This is a genomic window from Kutzneria chonburiensis (genome assembly GCF_028622115.1).
GTDB classification, from domain to species: Bacteria; Actinomycetota; Actinomycetes; order Mycobacteriales; family Pseudonocardiaceae; genus Kutzneria; species Kutzneria chonburiensis.
Genome location: NZ_CP097263.1, coordinates 46,164 through 57,922 on the forward strand (window position 1 = coordinate 46,164; position 11,759 = coordinate 57,922).

Annotated in this window: 14 protein-coding genes, 4 tRNA genes and 2 pseudogenes; 10 read left to right on the forward strand and 10 right to left on the reverse strand. The window is 68.1% G+C overall.

Annotation, left to right across the window (positions count from 1 at the left end; genetic code table 11):
- Nucleotides 1–7: 7 nt before the first annotated feature.
- Both M3Q35_RS00270 and M3Q35_RS00275 read left to right on the forward strand, forming a co-directional pair.
- A complete protein-coding gene (locus M3Q35_RS00270; RefSeq protein ID WP_273939486.1) occupies nt 8–307 on the forward strand; it encodes a helix-turn-helix domain-containing protein in 300 nt (99 codons plus the stop codon).
- Nucleotides 304–1,650: a site-specific integrase gene (locus M3Q35_RS00275; RefSeq protein ID WP_273939487.1), complete on the forward strand. Its 1,347-nt coding sequence runs from the start codon at nt 304–306 to the stop codon at nt 1,648–1,650. Before M3Q35_RS00270 ends, M3Q35_RS00275 begins: the two co-directional genes overlap by 4 nt.
- A 122-nt stretch (nt 1,651–1,772) precedes the next feature.
- Here M3Q35_RS00275 and M3Q35_RS00280 read toward each other — a convergent pair.
- The 4 genes from M3Q35_RS00280 to M3Q35_RS00295 form a co-directional block, all read right to left on the reverse strand.
- Nucleotides 1,773–1,844: transfer RNA gene (locus M3Q35_RS00280), tRNA-Val, on the reverse strand.
- Between the two features lie 49 nt (nt 1,845–1,893).
- A complete protein-coding gene (locus M3Q35_RS00285) occupies nt 1,894–2,367 on the reverse strand; it encodes a TIGR02611 family protein (RefSeq protein ID WP_446685268.1) in 474 nt (157 codons plus the stop codon).
- Complete coding sequence (locus M3Q35_RS00290; RefSeq protein WP_273939488.1) at nt 2,256–3,041, reverse strand: anti-sigma factor; 786 nt, start codon at nt 3,039–3,041, stop codon at nt 2,256–2,258. The genes M3Q35_RS00285 and M3Q35_RS00290 overlap by 112 nt, the downstream gene beginning before the upstream one ends.
- Nucleotides 3,038–3,667 carry a sigma-70 family RNA polymerase sigma factor gene (locus M3Q35_RS00295; RefSeq protein ID WP_273939490.1) on the reverse strand — a complete coding sequence of 210 codons (630 nt, stop codon included), beginning with the start codon at nt 3,665–3,667 and terminating at the stop codon, nt 3,038–3,040. Before M3Q35_RS00295 ends, M3Q35_RS00290 begins: the two co-directional genes overlap by 4 nt.
- Before the next feature lie 243 nt (nt 3,668–3,910).
- Here M3Q35_RS00295 and M3Q35_RS00300 point away from each other — a divergent pair, with 243 nt between their 5' ends.
- From M3Q35_RS00300 to M3Q35_RS00315, 4 genes are all read left to right on the forward strand, one after another.
- The gene (locus M3Q35_RS00300; RefSeq protein ID WP_043716771.1) at nt 3,911–4,336 is read left to right on the forward strand and encodes an SsgA family sporulation/cell division regulator; all 426 of its coding nucleotides are present in this window, start codon (nt 3,911–3,913) and stop codon (nt 4,334–4,336) included.
- Between the two features lie 155 nt (nt 4,337–4,491).
- Nucleotides 4,492–4,564: transfer RNA gene (locus M3Q35_RS00305), tRNA-Gly, on the forward strand.
- A gap of 56 nt (nt 4,565–4,620) precedes the next feature.
- Nucleotides 4,621–4,692: transfer RNA gene (locus tag M3Q35_RS00310), tRNA-Cys, on the forward strand.
- Between the two features lies 1 nt (nt 4,693).
- Nucleotides 4,694–4,768: transfer RNA gene (locus M3Q35_RS00315), tRNA-Val, on the forward strand.
- A 141-nt stretch (nt 4,769–4,909) separates the two neighbouring features.
- Here the strand turns inward: M3Q35_RS00315 and M3Q35_RS00320 are convergent.
- From M3Q35_RS00320 to M3Q35_RS48425, 4 genes and pseudogenes are all read right to left on the reverse strand, one after another.
- On the reverse strand, nt 4,910–5,122 hold the full coding sequence (locus M3Q35_RS00320; RefSeq protein WP_273939492.1) for an integrase core domain-containing protein: 213 nt from the start codon (nt 5,120–5,122) through the stop codon (nt 4,910–4,912).
- A 159-nt stretch (nt 5,123–5,281) separates the two neighbouring features.
- Nucleotides 5,282–5,695 carry a cold-shock protein gene (locus M3Q35_RS00325; RefSeq protein ID WP_273939494.1) on the reverse strand — a complete coding sequence of 138 codons (414 nt, stop codon included), beginning with the start codon at nt 5,693–5,695 and terminating at the stop codon, nt 5,282–5,284.
- Nucleotides 5,696–5,859: 164 nt separating this feature from the next.
- Nucleotides 5,860–5,985, reverse strand: a pseudogene (locus M3Q35_RS48420) (cold-shock protein); the annotation flags it as partial.
- A gap of 30 nt (nt 5,986–6,015) precedes the next feature.
- A pseudogene (locus M3Q35_RS48425) lies at nt 6,016–6,219 on the reverse strand (cold-shock protein); the annotation flags it as partial.
- 398 nt (nt 6,220–6,617) lie between these two features.
- Between M3Q35_RS48425 and M3Q35_RS00335 the strand changes: the two are divergent.
- Both M3Q35_RS00335 and M3Q35_RS00340 read left to right on the forward strand, forming a co-directional pair.
- A complete protein-coding gene (locus tag M3Q35_RS00335; RefSeq protein WP_273939495.1) occupies nt 6,618–7,097 on the forward strand; it encodes a hypothetical protein in 480 nt (159 codons plus the stop codon).
- Nucleotides 7,098–7,122: 25 nt separating this feature from the next.
- The gene (locus M3Q35_RS00340) at nt 7,123–7,293 is read left to right on the forward strand and encodes a hypothetical protein (protein WP_273939497.1); all 171 of its coding nucleotides are present in this window, start codon (nt 7,123–7,125) and stop codon (nt 7,291–7,293) included.
- Between the two features lie 23 nt (nt 7,294–7,316).
- Here M3Q35_RS00340 and M3Q35_RS00345 read toward each other — a convergent pair whose 3' ends face one another.
- Nucleotides 7,317–7,610: a hypothetical protein gene (locus M3Q35_RS00345; protein WP_273939498.1), complete on the reverse strand. Its 294-nt coding sequence runs from the start codon at nt 7,608–7,610 to the stop codon at nt 7,317–7,319.
- Between the two features lie 4 nt (nt 7,611–7,614).
- Complete coding sequence (locus M3Q35_RS00350) at nt 7,615–8,202, reverse strand: TetR/AcrR family transcriptional regulator (RefSeq protein ID WP_273939499.1); 588 nt, start codon at nt 8,200–8,202, stop codon at nt 7,615–7,617.
- A gap of 535 nt (nt 8,203–8,737) precedes the next feature.
- Here M3Q35_RS00350 and M3Q35_RS00355 point away from each other — a divergent pair.
- Entirely contained in the window at nt 8,738–10,648 is a 1,911-nt protein-coding gene (locus tag M3Q35_RS00355) for a S9 family peptidase (protein ID WP_273939500.1), read from the forward strand.
- Nucleotides 10,649–10,739: 91 nt separating this feature from the next.
- The gene (locus M3Q35_RS00360) at nt 10,740–11,759 is read left to right on the forward strand and encodes a ParB N-terminal domain-containing protein (RefSeq protein ID WP_273939501.1); all 1,020 of its coding nucleotides are present in this window, start codon (nt 10,740–10,742) and stop codon (nt 11,757–11,759) included.

Genomic DNA, 11,759 nt, shown 5'->3' on the forward strand with positions numbered 1-11,759 from the left:
GACTGACGTGCCTGATCAGCAAGCCAACGTCATCGCGCTCGCGACTGCACTGGCGCAGTTGCTCGCCTCGCAGCCGGTCGCTCCGGAACCGGCGCCGTCGCTGCCGCAAGTTGTCGACGACTCACCGGCGCTGATGTCCATTCCGGACGCCGCCAAAGTCTTGGGGCTCAGCCGATCCTCGGCCTACCGCTATGCGAACAGCGGCGAGTTGCCAACGAAGCGCATTGGCGGGCGCGTGTATGTGGTGCGGGCACAGTTGGCCGACTTTCTCGCCACCGACAGCACTCAGGAGAACCCCGCAGCATGAGCCCCCGCAAGAAGAACAACCGCAAGACCATCCCCGGCAGCGTGTTCCAGCGCGGCAACAAGTGGGCCTACTCGTTCTACGGCCCCGAGGACCCGCTCACCGGTGAGAAGGAGAAGATTCGTAAGAGCGGCTTCGATAGCGACGAAGAGGCGTGGGCGGCGATGTTGGAGGCTCGCGCCGAGTTGGCCGCCGAGACCTACGTCAAGCCGAGCAAGCGAACAGTGAAGGACTTCTTCGACGCCTGGCTGCCATACGTCAAGACCATCACGGAGGCAGCGACAGCCGCGAACTACGCGGCGTACGCCAAGGCGTACGTGGTGCCGTGGATCGGCAAGCGGCCCATGCAGGACATCACCCCATCGGTAATCGCTGCCCTGTACGACAAGTTGTTGACCGAGGGCAGGCGCAAGAGCGACTCCAACTGGGCGATGTACCAGATGTGGCGCGCGGCGCTGGCAGCGAAGCGGGAGATCCGGCCGCGCGAGCTTGCCGAGGCGGTCGGTGTGCACATCACGGCGGCTCGGCGAGCGGTCAGGCGCTACGAAGCCGGTCGGGTGCCCGACGAACCGACACCTGGGCTGTCGCCGAAGACCGTCAAGAGTGTGCACATCATGTTGGGGCCGGCGATGGCTACGGCAAGGGTGTGGAAGTACATCTCGGTCAACCCAATGGTGGGGGTGAAGCCGCCGAGGGTTCCTCGCGGTGTGCACAACACGTGGACGGCTGACCAGGTCGCGCGTTTCCTCGAACTGACCAGCGCCGAACGCCTCTACGGGTTGTGGGTCCTGGTGGCCTCGACCGGCATGCGGCGGTCCGAACTGTGCGGCCTGACGCTGGCCGGGCTCGATCTGGCCGCGGCCAGCGTGCGGATGACTACGACACGGGTAGTTGCCGGCGGCAAGGTCAGCGACAGCGGCGGCAAGAGCGAGCGGAGCCGCCGGCAGATCGCACTCGACCAGTACACGGTCAGTGTGCTGCGCACCCACGTTGCCCAGCTTGAAGACGAACGGCGCGCATGGGGGAACGGCTACCAGGACCACGGCCTGGTGTTCTGCTGGGAAGATGGCCGCCCGATCTACCCCGACACGATCACTGAACAGTTCAACCGGCTGGTGGACCTCGCGGGGCTGCCACGGATTCGACTGCACGACGTTCGACACAGCTACGCGACGATCGCCCTGCGGGCCAAGGTTCATCCGAAGATCGTCAGCAGCCGGCTCGGTCACGCCACGGTGGCGTTCACGCTCGACCAGTACTCGGCCGACGTCCCGGACCTCGACCAGGAGGCAGCCGAGTCGATCGGTGGTCTGTTCCTGCCAGCGCCACCGGAGAAGTCCGCCTGACCGTTCAGAAGGGCCGTTAGGCACCGTTCTAGGCACCGATGCTGTGTGATCCGGGCATACCCGGCGTGCCGAGCCATGCGAAAGGCCCCTGACCGTGCTGGTCAGGGGCCTTTCATGCAATGTGGGCGATACTGGGATCGAACCAGTGACCTCTTCGGTGTGAACGAAGCGCTCTCCCCCTGAGCTAATCGCCCTTTGCAGTTGTGTTCCCCGCTCTCGCGGTGATGTCAGTACCTTACAACATCACCCGCGTGGACGCGAAAACGGGGGGTCGAGTATCGGGTTGTGGAGGCCGAACCAGCCGGCGACCAGGGAGAACACGCCGAGTAGCCAGAGGGTGGCGAGGATGACGAGCCCGGTGGCGGCGAGGACGAGCAGGCGTAGGGGGAGGGGTTGGCGGCGGAGCCAGGCGGTCCACTGGTCGTAGCGGGCGCGGGCGTATGCGAGGACGCGGCCGGCCCAGGCGAATTCGGTGGCGAGGATGGCGAGGCCGGCGAAGACGACGAGCCAGCCGGGCCCGGGGTAGGGGATGAGCACGATGCCGAGGGCGAGCACGGCGGAGCCGGCGACGGCGATGCCGATGCGGCGGAAGGTGCGGAGCGGGCTCAGCTGGTCACCTCGCCACTGGCGATGACGTCGGTGGGCTTGGCCGGCAGGCTGCGGCCGGGTTCGAGGGAGATGGCGAACTTCTGGTGCTGGGCGGCGGCGCTGTTCCAGGCGAGCAGCTGGGTGGTGGCGCCGGTGACGTCGAAGGAGCTGAGCGCGATGGGGGTGCCGGTGGACAGCCCCCAGACGACGTAGGTCTGGGCGGCGGAGTTGTTGGGGCGCAGGGCGAGCGGCATCACGGCGGCGGAGCCGGGGGTGGAGAGCAGCACGGCGACCTCCTGCCCGTTGGTCTCGCGCAGCACGGTCCGGTGCATGGCGGGGTCGCCGAGCACGCTCAGCAGCTGGCTCTGGGCTTGCTGCTGCGAGTCGAGGCGGCTCACCTGCCAGCCGAGCACGCCGACGGCGGCGGCGAGTACGAGCATGATCCCGGCGGCCACCAGCCCGGCGGCCCGCCGTGGCCGGGGACGTTCGACGATCTCGGCCGGCCGGTTGGGGCTTTCGGACAGGGCGGAGCCGATGCGGAAGGGCAGCGGCTCGTAGGGCTCCTGGGGCGTGTGGGCGGCGGTGTCGAGGACCTTCTGCCGCAGCCGGGCCGGCGGGTCCTCCTGCGGCACGGAGCCGCCCAGCAGCGCCGCGACCTGCTCGGTCGATCGCACGGTCTCGCGGCACACGGCGCAGCCCGGCAGGTGGGCCCGCAGCGCGTGTTCGTCGTCCGGCTCCAGCGCCCGCAGCGCCCAGCCGACGGCCAGTTCCTCGTTCGGGCAGCGCCCGTTGTCGGCGTTCACCGCTGCACCCCCGTTCGGAGCTCGGTCCCGTCGCCGTCGCCCAGCAGCGACGACAGCAGCCCCCGCAGTCGTCTGATCCCGGCGAAGGTGCGCGACTTGACGGTGCCCAGCGGCAGTCCGGTCAGCGCGGACACCTCGCACTGCGTATAGCCGCCGAAGTAGGCGAGCGTGATCACTTCGCGTTGCTCGTCGGTCAGCCGGCTGAGCGCCTCCCGCACCTGGCCGCCGACCATGCCGACCAGCGCCTCGTCGTCGGCGCCCGGGCCGGGCGGTGTGAGCCGCTCCGCGGCCTCGTCGGCGCCCGGCACGGTGCGCTTGCGCTGCACCGCCTCCCGTCGCACGGCGTCGACCGCGCGGTGGTGTACGAGCGTGAGCAGCCAGGACGCGAAGCCGCCGCGCTGCGGGTCGAAGCGGCCCGGGGTTCGCCAGAGCGCGAGGAAGGCCTCCTGGACCACGTCCTCGGCGAATTCCGGGTCCACGCACACCCGGCGGGCCAGCGAGTAGGCCTGCCGGCAGTAGCGGTCGTACAGCTCGGCGAAGGCCGTCTGGTCGCCCTCGGTGACGCGGCGAACCAGTTCGGCGTCGGTCGCGGCGGACCTGGCCGGTGGGACGGGCGCGTCAGCCACCACGGAAATCCTCACGTCCAACATTCGCGCAACATGCGGTACCGGGTTCAGGTTAAACCCAGCAAGATGGGGGTCGCCGAAGGGAAGGGTTCACGGAGAGTGTCCGGCCGGTCGCCCAGCGACACCGGTCTGGCCCGGACGGGTGAAGTAGTTCGTCTCCGCGAGCGGTGTTCCTCGCTTCGGCGTCACAACTGAGGAGCTCGGTCGTTTGCTGGCCGGGAAGGGAGCAGAAGGGTAACGACGATGCGCAACGACCACGTGACGCTCCGCTCTACCGCGGTGTTCGACCTGCTCGCCCCGCGCACACCCGCGGTGCCGGTGCAGGTGGAGCTCCGCTACGACACCCGTGACCCGTACGCCGTGGTCGCCGCCTTCCGCACCGGGCGCGCCGGCTGGGTGGAGTGGGTGTACGCGCGGGACCTGCTCGCCGACGGTCTCATCGCCGAGGCCGGTGACGGGGACGTGCGGATCAAGCCGGCCACCGACGATCCCGAGGTCGTCGTGATCGAGCTCAACTCCCCGTCCGGGCACGCCACCTTCGAGGCCGCCTCCGAGGAGCTCGCTGATTTCCTCGACAGAACCTACGACGTCGTCGTTCCGGGCAACGAGCACCTCTGGGTCAACGTCGACCAGGCCCTGACCCACCTGATCTCCAACGATATGAGCTGAACCGCCCCTGACCTGCGGCGATGCCCTTGATCGACCCCCGATTTGATCCAGAGCGGGGCCATCGGATAAGGTTTCACCAGCACCACGGAGAACGGATCCCAACCGCGAGATGAACCCCCGGGTTCACTTACGGAGATCCACTCCCGAAGTCGCATGCGGACGTAGCGCAGTTGGTAGCGCATCACCTTGCCAAGGTGAGGGTCGCGAGTTCGAGTCTCGTCGTCCGCTCGGGTAACGGCCCCTCGTCATTCGGGTCGATGTTCTCGGGGTAAGATCCGAGAAACGGCGGAGTGGCCGAGTGGCTTAGGCAAGGGCCTGCAAAGCCCTGTACACGGGTTCGATTCCCGTCTCCGCCTCGGGCGATTAGCTCAGTGGGAGAGCACTACCTTGACACGGTAGGGGTCACTGGTTCAATCCCAGTATCGCCCACCAGTTATACACGCTGGTGACAAGGACGACCGACGATCATCGTCGGTCGTTTTTTGTGTCTGAGGAAGATCATGGGGCGCAAATGGGGCGCGGAGTGCCCTGGCCTCGCGGGTCGCCTCCTCCAGCTCCGGCCCCAGGAACCAGTCACCCAGCTGCAGCCGCTCGGCCGCGGTCAGCGCGACGAGTGATGCCACCTCTCCTTCGGTGCCGGTTGTAGTGCCGCTCGTACTCGCCAAGCGCGTGCCGGAGGTGGGTCTCGTTCCACATCAGGGTGCGGTCGAGCAGTTCGGTGCGCAACGTCTTTACCCAGCGCTCGGTGATCGCGTTCACGCGAGGCATCCGGACACCGGTCAACACCGTGGTGATCCCCGCGTCGCTGAGGATCGTATTGATCAGCGTGGGGTATTTGGCGTCGCGGTCGCGGATGAGGAATCGGACCCACGCGAGGCTTCCGGCGGTCTCAAGCTGGGAACGCAGGAAGGTCGACCACGTGGCGGTTGCCCGGCACGTCCACGGTCAGGCGTGCTCGACGGCGTCGGCCTGCGGGCCCCGGTCGCTCTGCCGGATGCGGAAGCGCACCCGCTCACCGGCCACCAGGGGCTCGCCGGAGACCACCGAGACGTGCACGAAGAGGTCGGGCCCGCCTGCGTCGGGGGTGATGAAGCCGAAGCCGCGGTCCCCGTCGTAGCGGGCCACCGTTCCGTTGCCGGCGCGGGCTGCGGGCCGGGTGGCCGGACGGGCCTGGCTGGGGGCCGCGGCGGCCTCCACCGGCGCGCCGGTGGCCACGAACCGCACCTCGCGCGCCTGACGACCCTGGTCCGTGGTGACCGTGGTGAACGCGACCCGGTCACCCTCGGCCGGTAGGTACCGCTCGTCGACCAGGGCGCGCACGCGCAGGAAGACGTCGCCCGCCCCGTCGTCGGCGGCCACGAAGCCGAACGACTTCTCCTCGTCGAACCACAGGACGGAGCCGTCGGCGCCGTCGCCGGGCGCGACCAGGGGGCTCTGCGGACCCCGGCGTCGAAGCTCAGCGGCACCAGGTGCTGGGCCTGCGGCCCCTTCTCTCCGGCGGTGACGACGAAGGCCACCCGCTGCCCGGCCGCGAGGACGCCCCCGGTGACGATGGCGGAGGAGTGCACGAACACCTCCGCACCCCCGCCGTCCGGCGCGGCGAACCCGTAGCCCTTGGCCGGCTCGTACCAGGAGACGGTGGCGAGCACGCCCAGGGTCGCGTCGGGCGCGACGTCCCCGGTGACAGCGACGTGCAGCGCCTGTGGACCGCGGGGTCCCTCACCGGGCTCGAACTCTACCGTCTGGCCCTCGCGCAGCGCCCGGGCCGCGCCCTCGCCCTGCACCTGCGAGACGTGCACGAAGATGTCGGCGCTGCCGTCGTCGGGGGCGAGGAAGCCGAAGCCGCGCTCGAGGTCGTACCAGCGGACGGTTCCCTGCTGCACAGTGCACTCCTGGTCTCGCGGGTGGTCGGGGGTCCAGTGTCCCAGGCGCCGGATCCCCGCTGCGCTACCGTGCGTCGCTACCGTGGCCGGCGTGCCGCGGCGGCGATCGACAGGGCACTGGGCGCCAACGGCCAGCTGGCGCTGCGTTCGGATACGGTCACGACCTCCGACGACCGGATCCGGGGGCGTCGGCCGCGCTGCCCGTGGCGTAACTGATCAGGCGTTTCCGGCCCCGAACGGGCGTAGCCAGCCGTACGAGCGGGACCGCCCGAACGACCTGGCCGGCCTGGAAAACCTCGTGCAAACCTTCACCGGCCGGCCGCTCCAGGTGTCGATCAACGGGATCGACGGACCGCTGACCGGAGCCAAGGCGCAGCATCCCGGTCACCTCCTTCACCGTGGCCATCGCCTGGATGCCCGTCATGGGGCCGCCCCGACTTGTCAAGGCGCACGGAACGTGGGAATTCGATCCGAAGTACGTCAACGGAAGCGCGCCGGACGATTTTGCCGCGATGCAACTCAAGCTCGCGCCCGGCCAACGCATTCGGAACACCACCTGGGCGACTTGGGACGGCTTGGACAAACTGACCGACGTCGGTTATCTCAAGGATTCCGGTGTGACCACCGGTGCGCCGATCGTCGGCCTTCGTGACGGAATGACGAAGGACGGCTTCTCCCTCAACGTCAGAAAGGGGGTGGTCGACACGGTCGTCGAGGGCGGAAGCGGCCAAGTTGGCGCGGCGTTCGCCTATGAGCACAACCAGGACGGCGGCGCCGTCATGAGCGTCTCCGCCGCGTGGGGCGCGTTCGGCGTCACCTACACCGGAAATGAGTCGCACATGCGGAAATCGATGCAGCCGGTCTATACCAACCTCTGACAACCCCGTCGGCTAGGATGGGAATGTGCGTTTTCTGCCGTGGTTCCTGCTCGCCATCGCCGCCGTTGTCTCGATCATCGGATGGGACCAGCTCCCCACTCCCGACCGGTCGGGCCGAGTGGCGCTCCTGCTGTGCGTCGCCGCGGTGTTGACCGCGCTGACCACACGGGGAGGTAGCAGCAGAGACCGCTCTTGACCGCCGACGACTGCGGCGGAGACTCAGCCATTGCAAAATGAGTCTTTCTGCAAAAATGCACAGTGGACCGTCCGGAAGTCATCGACGTGCAATCGAATTCGGCGTGACACGGGGTTGTTCCTGCGCCGCTGCCACGTGATCGGCTTCAGCGAGACGCGCACCGCGTCCGCGGCGTAGGCGTTGAGACCGCGCTCGTACTCGTGCACTGCGAGAGGGATCGTCGTGAGGCCCTTGGCGGCGTCAGCCCGGCGCTCCTTCGGGCAGCGGAGGATCTGCCGCCGCATCGCCGGCGTGACGTGGTCGTGGACCCGGGCCATTCCCTCAAGGCCCGGCTGACCTGTCCGCGTGGTCGAAGATCCAGTTGAGCCAATGCTCGAAGATGTCCTGCTGGCTCCACCGGGAAATCTGCTCGTTCACCGTGTGGAGCGCTGGGAACTGCTGCTGGTCCAGGGCCCGGAACAGTTCGCGGACGCGTTTCCATTCGTTGACGTCGTCCGCTTTGCTCCGCCGCGGGTACACCAGTGCGCTGCCGAGGATGAACCGTTGCAGGCCGCTGTAGACCAGGGCGGCCGTCTCGACGTCGAACCCGGCGTCGAGCATGTGCTGGTACAGGCGTTCCGCCAGCAGCAACTGGTGGGGACTCCCGGTGGTGTGCCCGAGGTCGATGTTCACGAGGCCGGGATGCGTGATCAGAGCCTGGAAGTATCTCCGGGCGAGTTCCTTGGCGCCTTCCAGGCCGGACTGTTCCGGCGGCTCGATATTGGCGAACACGTCGTCGACGAACGCGGCCAGCAGCGCGTCCTTGTCCTTGAAGTGTCGGTAGAGGGCCATCGGATCGACCTGGAGCTCGGTGGCGATCCCCCGCATCGTGACGGCGACCACGCCTTTGGCCTCGACCGTCCTCGCCACCGCGTCGAGCACACTCCGTCGAGTGAGAGTCCCCCGCGGCGTTGCCGTGCGGGAGGCCTTGCGGCCCCGCCCCCGAGGTTCTTCACCCTCGGGCTGGGGGCTGTCGCTGTGCTGCGCGGACTTGTCCTCCACGTGATGCCCCTACTCCAGGTACGCCGAGAGATCTATGTCTACATAGTAGACTATGGGGTAGAGTGCTCTCCGTGACGCGTACCTACACCGAACGCGACTACCAGCGAGCCGAACACATGCTGCAACACCACCGGGCCGCCCTCATCACCGGGATGGTGGATCGTCCGGTGTGGCTGGAGAAGTCGGAGTCGTTCTGGTGTGCCACGTCGAGTCCGGCCGGCGTGGAGTACCTGGTGGTGGACCCGGTCGCCGGCACAAGGCGGTCGGCCTTCGACCACCCCAGGCTCGCTGCCGCCCTGTCCAGGGCGACCGGCCGCACGATCGACCGCGCGACACTGCGGCTGTCGACCTTCGAGTTCGAGGACGGCGACGTGATCGTCGAACTCGGCGGCCGTCGCTGGCGGTGTTCACTCGAGGACTACGTCTGCACGCCCGTCGAGTCGAGTGCGGTCGGGCCAGGGAGTCCCGGTCGCCGAACGGGCGGTGGACGGTCTTCGTCCGTGACCACAATCTGTGGCTACGAGACGAGACGGGCGCGGAGGTTCCGCTCACGCGGGACGGGACGGCCGACAACGGGTACGCGGTCGACCCGATGTTCGGGCGGCGACGCCCGTTCATGGGAGTGGACGGCGCCGTCGCGTCCCCGGTGGTGCAGTGGTCGCCGGACGGCTCCAAGCTGCTGACCCATCGGATGGACGAGCGCGACGTCGAGGTGTTGCACCTGGTCGAATCGACGCCGGCGTCGGCTCGCCGGCCGATGACGCACACGTGTCGGTATCCGATGCCGGACGAACCGGGACAGCCGAAGGCCTACTTCGTCGTCGTCGACCCGGAGCGCCGGACGGTCACACCGTCCACCGGGGATCCCGTGCACACGCCCTATGTCTCACCGGTGACGTGGGGGCGGGTGTGGTGGTCCTCGGACGGTGAGACGGTCTACTACCTCGATCCCGAGCGTTTCGGTCGGTGTCTGCGGCTGATCGCCGTTGATGCCGTGACCGGCCGAAGCCGGGTGATCATCGAGGAGCACGGCAAGACCAGGGTCGAGCCCACCCAGATCATGGCCGATCCGGCGATGGTGCACCTGTGCGGGAACGGGGAACTGCTCTGGTACTCCCAGCGTGACGGGTGGGGCCATCTCTACCGCTACACGCCGTCCGGGGCCCTGATCAACCAGGTCACGAGGGGTACCTGGGCTGTTCGCGGCATACTCCATGTCGACGAGGAAGACGGCGTCGTCTACTTCTCGGCGTCGGGGCTGGTGAGTTCCGATCCCTATCTTCGGCAGCTGTGCCGCATCAATCTGGACGGCACCGGGTTCGCCCGGTTGACCGACGATGTCGACGACCACGTGGCACGGATCTCGCCACTGGGCAGTTACCTGGTCGACACCGCCTCGCGGGCGGACAAGCCACCGCTCGTGGTGGTGCGCGATCTCGTCGGTCGTGTGGTGGTGGAGGTCGCGCGGGCTGACGTCTCGGCCCTGGTGCGGGAAGGATGGGCGCCACCCGAGCGGTTCACCGTCAAGGCGGCCGACGGGGTCACCGACATCTACGGGACGCTGTGGCGCCCCTACGGATTCGATCCGAATCTCCGCTACCCGGTCGTCGACCACATCTACCCCGGACCGCAGAGTCACCGCGCACCGCAGAATTTCGAGAACAACTACACGGGCGAGGCCGAGGCGTTCGCCGCGCTGGGGTTCGCCGTGGTCGCCATTGACGGCCGCGGGACGCCGGGACGCAGCAAGGAGTTCCATGACGCCTCGTACGGGCGTCTCGGTGACGGCGGCGGTCTCGACGACCACGTGGTCGGCATCATCGAGCTCGGCCGGAGGTATCCGTGGCTGGACACGGATCGTGTCGGCATCACCGGTTCGTCGGGCGGCGGGTTCGCCGCGGTCCGTGCCGTGCTCGCCCACCCGGACTTCTTCCAGGCGGGAATCTCGGTGGCCGGCTGCCATGACATCCGGCAGTACCTGTCGTTCTGGGGGGAGACCTACCATGGGCCGTGGGATCCGGAGAGCTACCGTGTCGCCGCGAATTCCGAACTTGCCGGGAACCTGCGCGGAAAACTCCTGCTGGTCCATGGCGAGCTCGATGACAATGTTCCGCACTACCAGACGCTCGGTCTTGTCGATGCCCTGATCGAGGCGAACAGGGACTTCGAGATGCTTCTGGTTCCGGGCGTCGGCCATCACATGCTCCACCGCGAGGGTTACGTGATTCGGCGAAGATGGGATTTCTTCGTCCGCAATCTCATGAATGCTTTGCCGCCGAGTGGGTACAGATTGGCAGACATTCCGTTCTGCTGACGGCGCCAGATTGCGGTTCACGCTCGATGCCTGTCAGTGGCCGATCAGGTGCGGTCGCTGGTGACACGCTTTTCCTTCGAGAGGAAAAATCGTGCAGAGTTCAACTGGGGAGTACGGAAGTGACACCGAGCCGGACCTCGGCTCGGCGTTCGAGACGATTGCGACACTGAGCAGAACGACGACGGAGATCCCGATCGCGGACGTGGCGGTCGGTGAGTTCTCGGTGCGCGCCAACGGTGTGGACCGGGGCCACCTTCAGCTACTCATCGATTCGGCGGCGCGGCTTCCGCCGGTCATCGTCCACCGGCAGACCATGGCGGTCATCGACGGGGTGCACCGACTGCGGGTGGCCGCGCTGCGCGGCGACAGCACGATCCGGGTCCGGTTCTTCGACGGCGATGCCGAGGCGGCGTTCGCCCTCGCGGTGCGCCTGAACATCGCACACGGCCTGCCGCTGTCGGTGAGCGACCGCAAGCGGGCCGCGCGGCGGATCCTCACCGCGCATCCGGACTGGTCGTACCGATACGTCGCCGGCATGGCGGGGCTGTCGGACAAGACGGTGGCCGCGCTGTCGCGGAGCATGGCCGCGGAGATTCCGCAGTCGAACATCCGGCTCGCACGCAACGGCGTGCGGCGCCGAGTGGACAGCACACAGGCGCGGCTGCGGACCGCCGAACTGTTTCGGCAGGACGACGCGATGTCACTGCGGGAGGCGGCCTCTCGTACCGGCGTGTCGGTCTCCACGGCCAGCGACGTCCGCAACCGGATCCGGCGTGGCGACGATCCGCTGCCGGTCCGGCTGCGTTCGGCCGCCGCCGAGGCCGCACCGCGGCGCGCGAACGAGGCCGGCGGCGTCGGGAACACCGCGCCGATGAATCGCGAGATGCTGCGGCGGCGACTGAAGAACGATCCGTCGCTGCGTTTCACCGATGCCGGCAGGACGCTGCTCCGCTGGCTCGAGGGGCCGACGACGGCGTCGGAGTGGGAGTCCGTGCTGGACAGCGTGCCCGGGTACTGCCGGGAACTGATCTCCGAGATCGCCACGATGTATGCGGAAGATCTGCGGAGTTACGCGAACACACTCAAGCGCGGTGCTTCCACCGCGTCCTAG